Below are 14,951 nucleotides of genomic sequence, written 5' to 3' on the forward strand. Positions count from 1 at the left end.
TCATGGCCTTTTATCTATCCACTTTGCAGAAATGTCCCTACTTGCCAGATCAGGAAGAACTCCTGGTACTCAGTGACCCTCGCGAGATGGTCGGTGGCGTGGAGTATGACCAACTCTTGCAGAAGGGATTCCGGCGTAATGGTCCGGTGGCCTATCGTCCGATGTGTCCGCAATGCGATGCCTGCATTTCCGTGCGTATCCCCGTCGCGGAGTTTCAGCCGGATCGCGGCCAGCGCCGCACCTGGATGCGGAATCAGGGCATTCAAATACGTGAACAGATTCCGCGATGGGATGCCGCCCAAGCCCGTCTCTTCGCGGAGTATCAGTGCTGGCGGCATCCGGGGGGTGGCATGGACGCGCACGCGGATCGCTTATATCGCGAATTGATTGCGGAAACCGGCGGCGTTGATGCCCGCCTGCTGATTTTTGAGCAGGATAAACACCTGCTAGCAGTGGCATTGGTGGATGTGCTGGACGGTGGCGTGTCTGCAGTTTACACCTTTTACACGCCGGATTTGCCGCAACGCGGCCTGGGTATTTTCGCTATTCTCAGCCAGATTGAATGGACCAGAAAACAGCGCTTGCCCCACCTTTATCTGGGTTACTGGGTCGCGAGCAGCCCAAAAATGGACTATAAAAGGCGCTTTCGGCCTCTGGAAGGCTTTGTAGCGGGTGACTGGCGTCTGCTGTCAGAGGTGTATAAACGCGCATGAACAACGCCGCCCCGGATATTTTCAGCACCTTTTCGCCGTGGACCATGGCTGGAGTGATGGGTCTCCTGGGCAGTGCCTGGGCTTTGTCTGCCTGGCAGCGTCTCGAAGTAGGCAAGGAACTGCTCTGGTCCGCGGCGCGGGCGATGGTCCAATTAGGGATCATGGGGATTTTGCTGGGCTGGTTGTTCCGCCAGCACCAGCCGTTTTTGCTGGTATTCTTTCTGGCAGCCATGATCCTGATGGCCGGTCGATTTAATCGTAAGCGTGGTGCCGGTATCCCTCACGCCTACTGGATCGGGGTGATCAGCATTGGTGTGGCGACTACCGTCACCCTAGGTTGGATGCTTCTGTCCGGATTGGCCTTTTGGCGCGGCGAATCATTGGTCCCCATTGGCGGTATGATTATCGGTAACGCGATGAACGCCGTATCGCTGGCGCTAAACCGTCTGCGCAGCGAGGTGGACCAGCGCGAGGCGTTGTTGCTGGCTATGCTGGCGCTGGGTGCCAATCATCGTCAGGCCATGCGCAACCTGTATAGTATGGTGGTGCGCAGCGCATTGATCCCGACTATCGACAGCCTGAAAAGCGTCGGCATGATTCATATTCCGGGAATTACCGCAGGCATGATTCTGGCGGGCATGGCACCGCTCGCCGCGGTATCCATGCAATTGGTAGTGATGGTGATGTTGACTGCGTCGGTAACCTTGAGTGTCTCCACCGCGGTCCTGCTGGCGGCACCACGCGCCCTGGTTTTTTCTCAACGTATTGAGGGGTAATACGCTAATGGCGGCTTTGGCCGGACGTTTTCGCGGCTTTTTGCCGGTAGTAGTCGATGTGGAAACATCAGGATTTGATCCTGACCGTAATGCATTGTTAGAAGTGGCTGCGATTATAATCGGCGGCGAAGTGGGGCAATTACGGCCGATAGCCACGCACCACTTTCATGTGCAGCCCTTTGCCGGGGCTGTGCTTGACCCAGCAGCATTGGCATTCACTGGTATTGATCCATTTCAGCCGCTGCGCGGCGCGATTTCCGAGGAGGAGGCCTTGCGCGGAGTTTTCAGGCCAGTGCGCACGGCTATAAAAACCGCCCAATGTCGACGTGCCATTCTTGTGGGGCACAATGCCTCTTTTGACTTGTCCTTTATCAAGGCAGCAGAAAAGCGGACGGGCGTTAAAAATAACCCCTTTCATCTTTTCAGCACCTTTGACACCGTCAGTCTGGCCGGGTTGGCCTATGGTGAGACCGTGCTGGCTAAGGCGGCTATGGCTGCCGGTCTGGACTGGGACCACACGCAGGCGCATTCGGCGCTCTATGATGCGCGCCAGACGGCGGAATTATTCTGCCGCATTGTGAATCGGTATGATCTCAACCGGGAATATCCCTGAAGCACGGTCAACCTGCCGCGCATCTGTTAGAATGTTCACCGAAAATATTTTAAATTGTTATGAGAGGATGCGCCTATGCCTTACCGTCTGCATATTGAACCCAGTGGCCACGAGATGGATTGTGATAGTGATGAAACCATCCTGGAGGCGGCTCTACGGCACGGTTTTAACATCCCCTACAGTTGTCGCAATGGTACCTGTGCGACCTGCAAGGGGCGTATTCTCAGCGGAGAAGTGGATTACGGGACGGTGGAAGAAAAAACATTGTCGGCTGCGGAGAAAGAGGCGGGGCTAGCGCTCTTCTGTCAGGCGGTGCCCTTGTCCGACGTGACGATAGAAGTCCGGGAGATCGGTGCCGCTAAAGATATTCAGATCAAAACCCTGCCGTCGCGAGTAGTCAAAATAGTGGACTTGGCACCTGATGTGCGCGCGCTCTTTCTAAAAATTCCTGATTCGGAGCGCCTGCAGTTCCTTCCCGGGCAGTACATCGACATTCTTCTGAAAGATGGTGGCAGACGGGGTTTTTCCCTCGCCAATATGCCCGGCGACGATGCACTGTTAGAACTGCACATTAAAAAAGTGCCTGGCGGCGCCTTTACCGGGCATGTGTTCGGTGCTTTGAAAGAAAAGGACATCCTGCGTTTTGAAGGCCCGTTAGGCACCTTTTTTATTCGTCAGGAGTCCACTCGTCCTTTGCTGATGGTCGCCACCGGCACGGGCTTTGCACCTATTAAAAGTATGCTCGAATCTCTCTTCGCGCAGGGCTCCGTACGTCCGATCTATTTTTATTGGGGTGTACGCCATGCGGAGGATTTTTATTATCAGGACTTACTGAATGAATGGCAGTCGTGTCACGACCACTTTCAGGTAACCCGGATAGTATCGCGTCCGGATGCTTCCTGGTCGGGAGCTACCGGTTATGTTACTGCACACGTCATTCATGATTTTCCAGACGCGAGCGCAATCGATGCCTATATCTGTGGGCATCCCGATATGGTGTTTTCCGTATCCGACGCTTTACAGGGAGCAGGATTGAATGCTGAACACGTTTTTGCTGATGCGTTTGTATTTGCCAAAGCAAAAACAAGCTGACATAATTATGCTATTGGTGATTTCTTCCGCCATGGTAACCTAATTTTAAGGAGTGAACGACTATGGAAGCGCAAGCAAAAAAACGTCACCGCCGTACCTCAGAAGAGCGTCTGGCGGATTTAGAAGAGAAGCAACGTCAGACAGAGATGCGGTTGCGTGAGCAGTTGGCAAAATTCGAACAGCAAAAGCGGAGTTTGCAGGAAAGCCCGCGCGCACGTCGTGAGCGTGAGGCTCAACGACGGTCATTGATGGACCGCATTTCTCGTCTGGTGCCTGATTGGGAGCCTGCGCAGATTCTTGCGGCTGTCGCTGAAGTTCGTGACCGCGTGGGTGATAACAGCCATCTGTTGGGTGAGTTGGATAACCGTGGAAGCACGCTCATGCAGGAACTGAAACCCCGTCGCGGCCGACGTCCCCGTTCCGCGATTTAATCCCCCCAACCTGAGCGGTTTTTTACGTACGGAGGCCCCCGAAGCGATGAGCATGCGGGGGCTTTTTGTAATAAGGCATTCCACTAACGCTTTTTGCATCCCCGCCAGCGCGCCAGCGTTGGTATGCGGTGCGCCATGTAAGCGCGGATATACCATGGTGCATTGCGGTTGCGCATCAACTGGCGGACGCGGTGCTGCATGGCGTCCAGCGTCAGCTCTGGTTCCTTGAACTGACCCGCCGCATAGCAATAGCTACAGTAACGGGCGCTACGATTGCCGTCGACCTCCGTCCCCCCTCCGTGGGGGTCAAACTGTAGTGGCATACCACAACTCTGGCAGCGGTTTTTCTCAATTTCCAATTGGTGTATCCATTTTTTCATGGTGAAATTAGACATCCTCAGGTGCTACCAGTTCAAGAGCCTCAATATAGATATGTGCCATACCCAGCAGGAACACCACATTGGGAAGAATAAATACCAGCGCACTGGCCAGGCCAACCCCCATGCTGAGTCCTGCGTTATATAAAGAGGTGCTTGTTGCCACCGGTTGCGCGAGTATTTCGCCGTTGATGAGTCTATCGCCAGACAGTGCCCCCAGCGTTTGCCAGAACATGTCGGCACTGCGGCTGATTTCTTCGGCCAGCACGGGGGTCGCGGCCGTTAGTGCCATGCTGTATCCGGTGTAGAGAATCACCGCAATAATAATCCCCATGCCGGTTGCCAATGCGGCGAGCAGTAACATCATCAACAGAATAGAGCCTGGTTTGTTGCGAGCGATGGAGATGGTATGACGAAGTGAGTTACCTACGCTTTCGCCGTGCCACAACGCGGGGCCGGAGAGATTGAAGACGATAATGGCGAGGATAAAAACAACGGCGTTTACCAACATGATGGCAGGGAAGAGCGGGACAAAGAGCATCGCGCCAACCCCCGGTATCTTGCACGCGAGAAATCCCAGTACTTCTATGACAAAAATGCCTAAAAGCAAGAGACTTTCAATAACCAACAGCCCCAGCAGACGCGGCAGCACCCGTATGCCAAAGCGGAGACTTTTAGCCACGCCTGGCAATGGGTCGCCGCGCGCCTCGTGCAGCAGAACACCGCCAGCGCCCAGATAGCCGACACCAAAACTGGTCATCAGAATGAGCACCCCAATGGTGGCGCCTGACCATCCCCCAGGCCATTGCGCGAAGAGTTCCAGGCCGGTCATGCCTAGGAAAACGGCGATGACGTACACCAATATAGGCTGCCATAAGGTGATGCCGCGAAGCGCTCGCAGCAACAACGAAAAAGACAAATCTCCCTGGCTGGGTGTATGGGTAAACATGCGTGCTCCCTTTGCCAAAATCGTTGGCACGTAGAATAGCAAATTGCGAGCGAATGGTGGACAACTATCCACCGCTGTCCGCAGAGGGACAATCGCCATGGGTGGTGCTACACTGGCCGCATATTGACCGATTGGTCGGGCGCCGTGCAAGGGCGACCCCTATATGTAGATTGGAAGGAGGTTTCATGGAAGATTTGTCACTGGCAATCGAAAGTGAGGGACGACAGCGGATTTTGGCGGCCGCTGAAAGGCTCTTCTCCGATAAGGCATTTGATGCTGTCTCCATGAATGCCATCGCTTTGCAGGCGGGTATCAGCAAAGCCAATATTTATCATTATTTTCCCAACAAAGATGCGCTCTATCTTGCGGTATTGCGTGCGGCCAGCCAGAGTTTGCGGACATTGCTCAATGATGCGGTCAACGCCCACGGAGCCGTGGTGGATGTGCTCCGGCATTTTGCGCGCTGCCATCTCCAGGCGCTGTTGGACCGACCGGAACTAGTGCGTCTGGTATGGCGGGAAATTCTTGAAAAGGGTGCGCCGAGAGCGCAGGAGTTCGCCGAACAGGGCTTTGCTGATGTATTTTCGGCGCTGGTCGCAGTGCTCGAAGCCGGTCAATCCCGGGGTGAATTGCGGGTAGATTTTGACCCGGCACTGGTGGCAACCTTGTTGTTGGGCGCAAATGTTTTCTTTTTCCAGTCCCGGGATATCTTGCGCCATTATCCGCCCATTACCTTTGCCGACGATCCCGCAGGTTATGACGCCGGAATTGTGGAGATTCTCTTGCGCGGGCTGATTCCTGAGTCTTCGATAGATACGGCGAGTACGTGATGAGCTCTATGCACAATGATCCCCACCTGCAGGCGCATATATTGGTAGAGGCATTACCTTACATGCAGCGTTTCCATGGTCGTACCATCGTTATCAAATATGGTGGCAATGCCATGACCGAAGCCCGTCTTCAGGAGCAGTTTGCCTACGATGTGACCCTGATGAAACAGGTAGGCATGAATCCGGTGGTGGTGCATGGCGGCGGACCGCAGATCGGTGCCATGCTGGAGCGACTCGGGGTGCGGACCCATTTTGTGGATGGCATGCGAGTGACCGATACGGCGACCATGGAAGTGGTGGAAATGGTCCTCGGCGGGCGCGTCAATAAGGAGATTGTGCAAGCCATCAACCGGGCGGGCGGCCGCGCGGTGGGGCTGACGGGAAAGGATGGTGGATTGCTGCGCGCCCGTCCTTTGCGTCGGGATGGCGTTGACCTCGGTCTGGTGGGCGAGGTCGCTCAGGTGGATCCAGATATTATCCGCCTGCTGGATCAGGGCGACTTCATTCCGGTGGTGGCCCCGATCGGGGTGGGCTCCCTGGGCGAATCCTACAATATCAATGCCGATCTGGTGGCTGGCGCTCTCGCTGCGACGTTGAATGCCGAGAAGCTGATTCTGATGACCAATGTCGCTGGCGTGCTGGATCAGGATGGGCAGTTGCGCACGCGTCTGGAAGCCGCCGAGGTAGGTCGGATGATCGCCGATGGCCGTATTTATGGCGGCATGTTACCCAAGATTCAGTGCTGCCAGGATGCGGTGGCGGCCGGGGTGCATGCCGCGCATATCATTGATGGTCGGGTACCTCATGCGTTATTGCTGGAAATTTTTACCGACGCTGGCGTGGGTACGTTGATCTCTGATACGAAGTGAGGATGCATCCGCGCCGCAGCTACTAGCACTCCAGCGCGGAAAAATCCGGGTCGAACCCCGCGTGTTTATGTTGGTCACAGCGTCGCCATTAGCGCCTCTCTCCAACGCGCCGGGGTGGCGCAATCTCTCCTCAGAGGATAGGCCGCAGCAACTTGACCCAACCCGGCGCGCCACCCGTATCCACCGTAACCGACGCACTGGTACCGATCCGTAGAGGGAACTTGGGGTCCGGGTTGGTGATGAGAACACGCACCGGTACCCGCTGCGTCACCTTGACCCAGTTACCCGTAGCATTTTCCGGTGGTAGCAGCGAGAAGGCGTTGCCAGCACCACCACTCAGGCTCACTACCTTTCCTTTGAAGCGATGATTGGGGTACATGTCAATGATGACGTCCGCACTCTGCCCCGGGTGCACGCGGTCGAGATCGGTTTCTTTGTAGTTGGCCTCAACCCAGTATTCCGCGTTGCCAATCAGGGGGAAAATATCTTGATTCACAGTGACCACGTCGCCCACATGGATATTATCCACTTTGCTGACGACCCCGGTGATGGGCGCGTAGAGCGTGGTTTCAGACAGATAGAGTTCGGCCGTACGTAGGGCCGCTTGCGCGGCGGCAATACGGGCGCCGTTGAGGACTTGCTGCGCCTGCGTCTCCGCCAAAGCAGCCTGATCGGCATCCAGGCGCGCCCCGGCACTTTTCGCCGCGGTCATTTTGTTATCCGCCTGTTGCGCAGAGAGGTATTTCTGCGCTGCCAATGCCGCTGCGCGTTGGGCATTGTGCCGGGCATTCTGGTAGTTGACCTGGTCGGCGCTGATGTTGGCCTGCGCTCCGGCAATGTTGGCCCGAATGGCAGCAGTCTGCCGTTCCGCCTGCATCAGTTCAGCCTTGGCCTTCTGCACGTCGTAGAGATAGGCCCGCGGATCCACTTTGACCAAAGGCTGTCCAGCCTGCACGACCTGATTGTCATGTACATAGATAGCATCGATATGTCCTGTAACACGCGGTGCAATGTTCACGACATGGGCATGTACATAAGCATCGTCCGTGTTGGGGTAGTAATCAGCAATCTGGAAGTAGACGTAGGCACCAAAGGCAACCACGACGACGATGATCAGAACCAAAAGGCGTTTGAGCCAGCGCATATATGTCCCTTGTTGCAATCTAAGCAGCCGGGTGACTCCCGGCCTGTTCCTGAAGCTCGACTCAGGCGAAGACCCCACTTAAAATAGGTCTTGCGGGTAATGTCTGTGTGGGTTAGGTCTGTCAGATATTTTTGACACGCTTGCCGAGTGAACGCATACTGACCGTTCGGTTGATACCATAACGCAAACGATTTCTGTCGGCAAGGTAACCGACGCAAATCTACAAGGAGTAGTCATGAAGGATGGTAATGGAATCCTGGCGGGGATTCTGGGCGTGACGGCGTTGAGTTTGTTGGCGGCCGGGCCAGCCTGGGCAGAGGGTGCGGGGTTGCATGTGATTCAGGGCGGGCCAGCTTATTTCAACGCTGGTATTGGTGCCTTTAATGCGGCGGGCGTTGAGCCCGGTCCCGGACATCGGGGTAACGCGACGCTTCCAGAAATTGATCTGGAATATCAGTCCGCCTCCAAGTTGTTTGGTGTTGGTGCATTGTGGGGTGTCGTCGCTAATACCAATGGCGGTTTCATGGGTTACACTGGCCTGTACTCGGATATTGCCTGGGACCACTGGGTGCTGACGCCGGTGCTCGGCATGGGCGGATATAATCAGGGGCGGGGCAAATATCTGGATGGCACCTTCCAGTTCCGCTTGGAATTGAGCCTGGCCTATCAGTTTGCGGATCAATCGCGACTGGGGCTCAAGATCGCCCACATTTCCAACGCCTATATCGCCCAGGAGGACCCTGGTGAAGACGAAGTCATGCTGAACTACTCCATTCCCCTGTCTTTTGGTGATCACTCCTGATCAGAGCAGCGACATACTGGCGGTAGATGAGTTTTTATGGGCACTTTTCCCCGCCGACGCGGGGCTGGTGGGTTTGACCGGTCTATCCTATAACCGACCGCACCCGCTCATCATCGTATGTTTTGCTCTCTACTTTGCAATACACCGCGCCCTCATCTGGAAAAACCGCCACTTCCACTACTCCAGGCAACTGCAGAAGTTGCCGGGTGAGTTGGGTGTTGTCTTGACTATCGGCAGGGAGTGGAAATATCCTGGTAGCGACGTAACGTGGCTGCTGCATCGTGAGTGCCACTATCAACCAGATCAAATAGATGGCTGCCACGGCCCAAAAGACATCACTGTAGTTGTGTTGACCGGGCAGATAAAGTAATCCTCCCAACAAACCGCCGCTGAATGCCCCTAAAAACTCCGCCGTGGTATATACGCCAGTGGCCGTTCCCTTGGCGCCCGGATGGCAGAACTTGGCCACCAGAGAAGGTAAGCTTGCCTCCAGCACATTGAAACCCACAAAAAACAGAAAGAGCGCGATGGCAATAGACCAGATGCTGTGATTGGAGAGCGCCATCCAGATGACGGCGGCCAGCAAAATTGCAATCGCCAGCACAAAGACCTCACGGAGACGATGCTTCGCCTCACCGACAATGATAAAAGGGATCATGGCCACGAAAGACAGCAGCATGACCGGAAGATACAGCATCCACTGATCCGCCTCAGAGAGGAGAGGATGCTGCGGATCAATAAGTACCAAGGGCAGCACTACGAAGAGCGCTGTCAGACCAGTGTGGAGTGAAAATATACCAAAGTCCAAACGGAGCAGATTGGGATTCCTCAGTACGTCCTTCAGCGCCGCAGGATTCATTTCGGCGTCGCGATGGAAGCGTGCTGGAACAGCCGGAATCACCTTGTAGAGCACGCCGATGGCGAGGATGGAGAGCGCCGCTGTCAACCAAAAGATCCCTTGCACCCCAATCCATTGGGCTAACGGCGCGGATAACACCAGCGACACGCTAAAGCTGATGCCAATGGTAATGCCAATAGTGGCCATAGCCTTGGTCCAGCGTTCTTCACGCACCAGATCCGCGGTGAGCGCGATGATGGCGGCGGCTACGGCACCTGCACCTTGTATGATTCGCCCTACCAGCAACCACTCGATGTCGGTGGCCTGTGCGGCGATAACGCTGCCAATGGCAAAAATGAGGAGTCCTGCCGCAATGACGGGTTTTCTGCCCCACTTATCGGACAGTCTGCCGAAGGGGATTTGAAAAATGGCCTGAGTCAGACCGTAAGCACCCAGAGCAACGCCAATGAGCACCGGATGGCGCATTGCCCCATGCAATCCATGCGCATACACGGAAAACACCGGTAATACCAGAAACAAGCCGAGCAGGCGTAAACCAAATATTCCGGCCAAGGCAATAATGGATCGACGTTCACGTCCGTCCAAAGCGTTTTTTGGGGTCGTCATACTTATCCTTTTGTAGGGTTATTGAGGCCATCGTTAATGAATTATTGATTACTTATGAATCAGGCTTGAAAAACCTTATTGTCATCTCATTTCACTGCCCGCCTATTTTTACGTAGGCCTCTTTCGCTATGGCGCAAGAATGTAAGGATATATCGAGGTTGTGCCTGGCGCACCAACTCAGTTGAGCATGAAGCGCTTCAGTATTTTTTGTTCTTGAAAACCATGCCGCACTTTTGTGCGGATATGGAGACCCACTAGATATTGCACCAGAGTACCAATGTAAAAAAATATATAAAACAAAAAGATATAGTCAGTGTAGCGGTATGTCATTGTTAGTTACCTTATCATTTAGGCGCCATTGCAGTCTATGGACAAGATATGATCTTGTTGGCTCTCCCCCATCATCTCAAACGGCTACCTCATTTCAAAAAATGGGGTTGGGGTGTATGGAAAGTGCAGATCATTTGTCATCCATTTTCTCTTCGACGATATAATGGTTTTCAGGCACGGGTAGCCCTTCGCGGTGCAATGGTAAGGTATAGATGCTGTCCTGCAAAAACACACGACGTACGGCGAAAGCGGTCAGGGCAGTCACCATGGTCGGCAACAGAATATGGTAGTTTCCGGTCAATTCCACTACCATCACCGGCGCACTGAGCAACGCACCCGTGGTGGCCGCCACCATACCGGCCATTCCACACAGCGCGAACAGGGACGCCAGATGCGGGGCACCGATAATGGGTTCCAGGAGCATTCCCAAACAACTGCCAAGTGCAGCCCCCATAAATAGGGAAGGCGAGAAAATTCCCCCGGAACCACCGGTACCAATGGTCAAACTGGTAGCCACCGCCTTCAGGACCAGCAGAATCAGTAGGAGTAGTGGCCAGCGAATCTGCTGGATCAGTACGTCGGATATCCCCGCATAGCTGCCGCCGATCAAATAGTAATGGCCCGTCAGACGATCAGTCAGATAAATCAGCATACCGACCAGCAGCATGCCGGACATGTGTCTTGTGTAAGGATTTTGCAGTAGTTGCCGACTATAGGCGTCAACACCATCCATCAGCCGGATAAAACCGATGCTTATCGGCGCCATGAAACTGCCCAGCACGGCAACGGTCGGTAACATGAAGCTGCCATTCCAATGGGTGATGCTGGCATGCGCGAAGAGGTGGGCGCTCCCGAAAACCTTCTGCGTCACCCAACTGGCAGAGGCCGTTGCCACGAGTGTGGACAGGACGGTCCAGGGCCGCCAGTCGGGCACGATCACTTCCATGGCTAGAAACCACCCACCCAGAGGCGCATTGAAGACGGCGGCGATACCGGCACCAACGCCACAACCCAACAAATGGATGCGTCGGTGATCCGGCACTCGAAAAAGATGCCCTACCAGGGCACCGATAGCGGCACCGAACTGCATGGCTGGACCCTCGCGGCCAGCAGAGCCACCCGTGCCAATGGTGATGGCTGTCGCCATCGGTCGCATGATCGCAATCACCGGCCGCATATGGCCCCGGTCGGCATGCACCGCACGTAGTACCTGGCTGACTCCGGCACCCTGCGCCTCCGGTGCAAAGTTGCGCACCAGCACGGTTACCAGCAGGGCGCCGATCACCGGCACAAGAATAATCCATGCGCCCCACGGGGATACGGGAGTATGTTCCCGTGCGTTTTGCGCAATACCCAAAGCGCCTAAAATCGCTGCATTATGAATGCCGGCAATCAGATAATGGAAAAGTACGGCACCCAACCCGGTCAATAAACCCACTCCGGCACCCAGCAGAATCAAACCCGGACCTTCGTGATGCGGCTCCAAACTGCGATGAGACCATGCGGAAAGTTCCATCAGAGTACCCCTGTCATTGCGCCGGGTGAGGGCGTAGCAAGCGCATGGGCAGGGAGGTATAGGCCAGCACATCCGCAATCGTCACAATAGCTATAACATCTTCGTGATGTTCCGGGGGGTCGATCCGGCAGAGTAGCGCGCATTCCTGATGGGTGGCACGGAATCGGGCGACCAAGTCATGTATTTGGTAATCCACAGGAACACTAAACCAATCCGCGCTGGCGAAATTTTCTATGGCGGTCGAGGTTTGTCGGTGTCGCAGCAACTCACATACGCGCGGGGCGGTCAGTACCGCACGGGGTTGCGTCCCTTCGACGACCAGGATGTGCGGTATTTCACGGCCGCGATGGAGCAGCACCGCGATATCGGCCAGCGTCCGGCTACCCTTCACCCGGATCAGCGGGGTTTCAATGAACTCTCCAGCCGGACGCATCAGGTAGAGGTTGCTGTGCCGTGCCTCAGGGATAAAATGACCACGGCGGATCAGTTTGCGCGTGTAAATCGTCTCCCTTGTCATCAGTCGACGGACCCCAAAGGCCAGTGATGCGACGATAATCAAGGGAATAATAATATGATAGTCGCTGGTCATTTCAAAAATCATCACGGCACCGGTAACGGCGGCGCCGGTAGATGCAGCGACCATCCCGGCCATCCCCAAGGCGGCCGCGATGGCCATGCTGACCCCGATTCCCGGCAGCAAATGATTGGCGATGACGGCATATAGCCCGCCGAGCACTGCTCCGACATACAGCGCGGGAGAGAACACACCGCCCGACCCTCCGGAACCCAGCGTAACGGAAAAGGTCAGGATCTTCAGTAAAAGCAGGAGCAGGAGAAAACCAGGGTGCGTAATGACGCCGTCGAGGACATCCTGAACCGTCGCATAGCCCACCCCTTCTACGTAGTAATGACCAGTAAAGGTGATCATGAAGTAAATGACCACGCCCACGCCGAGCATGCCCGCAGCATGTCGTGCGTAGGGATTTTTGATCCAGCGCTCGAAGCGAGCCTCGGTCCAATACAGACTGCTTGTGAACAGCAGGCCGGCTCCGCCCGTCAAAAGACCGAGCAGAACATAGGCGGCGTAGGCACCGGCGCTTTGGTGCAGGGTCTGGTCGATAATGCGTTGAGAGATGATAAACGATGGATAATTACCCAGAAATAGGCGTGATACGAAGGCGGCGGTACCGGTGGCGATCATGACCGGAACAAGGGTCCGCGCGCTGACTTCCACCAGCATGAGCTCGATCGCAAACAATATGCCGCCCACTGGTGTGTTGAAGGTCGCAGCAATACCGGCGCCCGCTCCCGCTGCAATCAGTCCCAGTCTCTGCCATTCTTGCAACCGCAACCACTGGGCCAGACTGGAGCCGAAGGCGGCTCCGATCTGAATAATCGGCCCCTCCCGTCCTACCGATCCGCCGCTGCCGATACTGATAGATGATGCGAGCGCCTTCACCAGAACCACCACGGGCCGAATAATGCCGCGCCCGTAATAAATGGCATCCATCACTTCAGGTACGCCGTGCCCTTTGGCTTCCGGCGCGAAAGTTCTGACAAGCCAGACCACCACGAGCCCGCCGAGAATGGGAACTAGCACGATGCCTAAGCCCCAGACGCTGGCTGCGGAATGCTGCAAATCATCAAAACGTGAGGAAATCTGACCGAAAAAGAAGGCGTTATGCATCAGACCGATGAGGCGCCGGAAAACGACCGCACCCAGGCCCGCGACAATACCCACAAAGAACGCCAGAATCAGATGAAAGGCTGGATTCATCCGAAACAACCCCGCCCATCCCTTGACGTTGCGCTCCATAACGAGGGTATCCATGTTGGCGGGTAGGGAAGGATCGTTGGCCATCGGCGCACTCTGGGAATTCACGTTCTAAAAAGTACGCTATACTTTCCGCCAAATCAAATCGATTTATTTGAAATAAATATCGGAGATCCCGATGACGATAGATGCCGAGCAGTTGCTCACCCTCCTCGCGGTTGCAGAAACTGGCAGCGTCAGCGAAGCCGCGCTACGCCTGGGGCGGGGACAGCCAGCCATCTCGGAACGGCTACATAAACTGACACGGGAAATCGGTGAGCCTTTATATGTCCGTGAGGGTGGAGGTATTCAGTTGACTCCGGCAGGTCAGGCACTTATTCCCGACATCCGGCAATTACGCGCGAAATTGCAGGACATCGAGAATTTACTGATGCGCCAAAAATCCCTGCAATCAGGAGAACTCCGTATCGCTTCTACCAGCCTTATCGCCAATTATTTACTACCACAATATTTGCAAATCTTTCAGAAGCAAAATCCAGGGGTTAATCTCTTCATAAAAAGTGGGGTGGCCTATTGGGAACATATCAACCTTTCCGAGCTGGACGTTTTCTTTTTTGAAGGAGAGATGGATATACCCCATCTTCCGGACAGTTATGAAATACAACCGTGGCTGACAGGCGAAATCATCGCGGTCATGCCCAAAACGCATCCGCTGGCATCGGCATCGGCGCTGAGCCTGAAAGATGTGCAACCTTTTCCCGTCGTTTGGCGTGAGCCTTCTTCCGGAGTCCGGAGGATACTGGAGAAGGCATTCAGAAAAAAGAATATCTTGCCTGCGCACTTCATTGAAGTAGCCGATGTGGAGTCCGTTGGCGCTATGGTGAAGGCCGGTTTGGGGATAGGTTTTATGACGCGCACCGTGTTTGAGCAGAGACCAGATTGGGACCTGATTTCTCAGCCTATCATATCCTCGCAGCTGATATGGCAGAGTTATATGGCGATTCCAAATTCGGCAAGACGTTCACGTACCTTGTCTGTTTTTCTGGATATTATGGATTAATCTATAACTGCCAATCGCCTGAAGCAGGCATGCGCGCGGCACCGAGGGTACGATACCCCTTCTGCGCTAGGGCCTGAATGTGGGCCTACGTGTCTTGAAGTACAGTCGTTGGCAAATGGCAAATGGCAAATGGCAAATGGCAAATGGCAAAGCCCAAGGATCACTTGCGGCGCACCCTTGGTCATGATCCAAATCTGACCAGACGAATCC

General features: G+C 54.9%; 15 protein-coding genes. 9 read left to right on the plus strand and 6 right to left on the minus strand.

The window, feature by feature from the left end:
* Positions 1-2: 2 nt before the first annotated feature.
* From M0P56_RS10755 to M0P56_RS10775, 5 genes are all read left to right on the plus strand, one after another.
* Complete coding sequence (locus M0P56_RS10755; RefSeq protein WP_291510028.1) at positions 3-713, plus strand: arginyltransferase; 711 nt, start codon at positions 3-5, stop codon at positions 711-713.
* Positions 710-1,489, plus strand: coding sequence for an iron export ABC transporter permease subunit FetB (gene fetB / locus M0P56_RS10760; RefSeq protein WP_291510029.1), 780 nt, complete (start codon positions 710-712; stop codon positions 1,487-1,489). The genes M0P56_RS10755 and fetB overlap by 4 nt, the downstream gene beginning before the upstream one ends.
* Before the next feature lie 7 nt (positions 1,490-1,496).
* The gene (gene rnt, locus M0P56_RS10765; RefSeq protein ID WP_291510030.1) at positions 1,497-2,102 is read left to right on the plus strand and encodes a ribonuclease T; all 606 of its coding nucleotides are present in this window, start codon (positions 1,497-1,499) and stop codon (positions 2,100-2,102) included.
* Between the two features lie 75 nt (positions 2,103-2,177).
* Positions 2,178-3,194 (plus strand): CDP-6-deoxy-delta-3,4-glucoseen reductase, encoded by a 1,017-nt coding sequence (locus M0P56_RS10770; protein ID WP_291510031.1) that lies wholly within the window; start codon positions 2,178-2,180, stop codon positions 3,192-3,194.
* A 62-nt stretch (positions 3,195-3,256) separates the two neighbouring features.
* Positions 3,257-3,625 (plus strand): hypothetical protein, encoded by a 369-nt coding sequence (locus M0P56_RS10775; protein WP_291510032.1) that lies wholly within the window; start codon positions 3,257-3,259, stop codon positions 3,623-3,625.
* Positions 3,626-3,708: 83 nt separating this feature from the next.
* On the opposite strand, the gene M0P56_RS10780 is transcribed toward M0P56_RS10775, so the two are convergent.
* Complete coding sequence (locus tag M0P56_RS10780; protein ID WP_367273215.1) at positions 3,709-4,020, minus strand: zinc ribbon domain-containing protein; 312 nt, start codon at positions 4,018-4,020, stop codon at positions 3,709-3,711.
* Positions 4,013-4,951, minus strand: coding sequence for a hypothetical protein (locus tag M0P56_RS10785; RefSeq protein ID WP_291510034.1), 939 nt, complete (start codon positions 4,949-4,951; stop codon positions 4,013-4,015). Before M0P56_RS10785 ends, M0P56_RS10780 begins: the two co-directional genes overlap by 8 nt.
* 185 nt (positions 4,952-5,136) lie before the next feature.
* Here M0P56_RS10785 and M0P56_RS10790 point away from each other — a divergent pair, with 185 nt between their 5' ends.
* Both M0P56_RS10790 and argB read left to right on the plus strand, forming a co-directional pair.
* A complete protein-coding gene (locus M0P56_RS10790) occupies positions 5,137-5,781 on the plus strand; it encodes a TetR/AcrR family transcriptional regulator (RefSeq protein WP_291510035.1) in 645 nt (214 codons plus the stop codon).
* Positions 5,782-5,789: 8 nt separating this feature from the next.
* A complete protein-coding gene (argB, locus tag M0P56_RS10795; RefSeq protein WP_366110095.1) occupies positions 5,790-6,650 on the plus strand; it encodes an acetylglutamate kinase in 861 nt (286 codons plus the stop codon).
* A 130-nt stretch (positions 6,651-6,780) separates the two neighbouring features.
* Here argB and M0P56_RS10800 read toward each other — a convergent pair whose 3' ends face one another.
* The gene (locus tag M0P56_RS10800) at positions 6,781-7,794 is read right to left on the minus strand and encodes an HlyD family secretion protein (RefSeq protein WP_291510037.1); all 1,014 of its coding nucleotides are present in this window, start codon (positions 7,792-7,794) and stop codon (positions 6,781-6,783) included.
* A gap of 235 nt (positions 7,795-8,029) precedes the next feature.
* Between M0P56_RS10800 and M0P56_RS10805 the strand changes: the two genes are divergently transcribed.
* Entirely contained in the window at positions 8,030-8,596 is a 567-nt protein-coding gene (locus tag M0P56_RS10805) for an acyloxyacyl hydrolase (protein WP_291510038.1), read from the plus strand.
* Positions 8,597-8,678: 82 nt separating this feature from the next.
* Here M0P56_RS10805 and M0P56_RS10810 read toward each other — a convergent pair whose 3' ends face one another.
* The 3 genes from M0P56_RS10810 to M0P56_RS10820 form a co-directional block, all read right to left on the minus strand.
* The gene (locus tag M0P56_RS10810; protein WP_291510039.1) at positions 8,679-10,061 is read right to left on the minus strand and encodes an MFS transporter; all 1,383 of its coding nucleotides are present in this window, start codon (positions 10,059-10,061) and stop codon (positions 8,679-8,681) included.
* A gap of 460 nt (positions 10,062-10,521) precedes the next feature.
* Positions 10,522-11,907 (minus strand): chloride channel protein, encoded by a 1,386-nt coding sequence (locus tag M0P56_RS10815; RefSeq protein WP_291510040.1) that lies wholly within the window; start codon positions 11,905-11,907, stop codon positions 10,522-10,524.
* Positions 11,908-11,920: 13 nt separating this feature from the next.
* Positions 11,921-13,768 (minus strand): chloride channel protein, encoded by a 1,848-nt coding sequence (locus M0P56_RS10820; RefSeq protein ID WP_291510041.1) that lies wholly within the window; start codon positions 13,766-13,768, stop codon positions 11,921-11,923.
* 91 nt (positions 13,769-13,859) lie between these two features.
* Between M0P56_RS10820 and M0P56_RS10825 the strand changes: the two genes are divergently transcribed.
* Positions 13,860-14,741: a LysR family transcriptional regulator gene (locus tag M0P56_RS10825; RefSeq protein ID WP_291510042.1), complete on the plus strand. Its 882-nt coding sequence runs from the start codon at positions 13,860-13,862 to the stop codon at positions 14,739-14,741.
* Positions 14,742-14,951 lie beyond the last annotated feature (210 nt).

The sequence above is a fragment of the Acidithiobacillus sp. genome (assembly GCF_023229925.1).
GTDB lineage: Bacteria > Pseudomonadota > Gammaproteobacteria > Acidithiobacillales > Acidithiobacillaceae > Acidithiobacillus.

Coding starts and splice junctions, on each gene's coding strand:
- M0P56_RS10825 (WP_291510042.1), top strand. CDS start 13,860: ATGACGATAGATGCCGAGCAGTTGCTCACCCTCCTCGCGGTTGCAGAA.
- M0P56_RS10815 (WP_291510040.1), bottom strand. CDS start 11,907: ATGGAACTTTCCGCATGGTCTCATCGCAGTTTGGAGCCGCATCACGAA.
- M0P56_RS10820 (WP_291510041.1), bottom strand. CDS start 13,768: ATGGCCAACGATCCTTCCCTACCCGCCAACATGGATACCCTCGTTATG.
- fetB (WP_291510029.1), top strand. CDS start 710: ATGAACAACGCCGCCCCGGATATTTTCAGCACCTTTTCGCCGTGGACC.
- M0P56_RS10810 (WP_291510039.1), bottom strand. CDS start 10,061: ATGACGACCCCAAAAAACGCTTTGGACGGACGTGAACGTCGATCCATT.
- M0P56_RS10780 (WP_367273215.1), bottom strand. CDS start 4,020: ATGTCTAATTTCACCATGAAAAAATGGATACACCAATTGGAAATTGAG.
- M0P56_RS10790 (WP_291510035.1), top strand. CDS start 5,137: ATGGAAGATTTGTCACTGGCAATCGAAAGTGAGGGACGACAGCGGATT.
- M0P56_RS10800 (WP_291510037.1), bottom strand. CDS start 7,794: ATGCGCTGGCTCAAACGCCTTTTGGTTCTGATCATCGTCGTCGTGGTT.
- M0P56_RS10755 (WP_291510028.1), top strand. CDS start 3: ATGGCCTTTTATCTATCCACTTTGCAGAAATGTCCCTACTTGCCAGAT.
- argB (WP_366110095.1), top strand. CDS start 5,790: ATGCACAATGATCCCCACCTGCAGGCGCATATATTGGTAGAGGCATTA.
- M0P56_RS10805 (WP_291510038.1), top strand. CDS start 8,030: ATGAAGGATGGTAATGGAATCCTGGCGGGGATTCTGGGCGTGACGGCG.
- M0P56_RS10775 (WP_291510032.1), top strand. CDS start 3,257: ATGGAAGCGCAAGCAAAAAAACGTCACCGCCGTACCTCAGAAGAGCGT.
- M0P56_RS10785 (WP_291510034.1), bottom strand. CDS start 4,951: ATGTTTACCCATACACCCAGCCAGGGAGATTTGTCTTTTTCGTTGTTG.
- rnt (WP_291510030.1), top strand. CDS start 1,497: ATGGCGGCTTTGGCCGGACGTTTTCGCGGCTTTTTGCCGGTAGTAGTC.
- M0P56_RS10770 (WP_291510031.1), top strand. CDS start 2,178: ATGCCTTACCGTCTGCATATTGAACCCAGTGGCCACGAGATGGATTGT.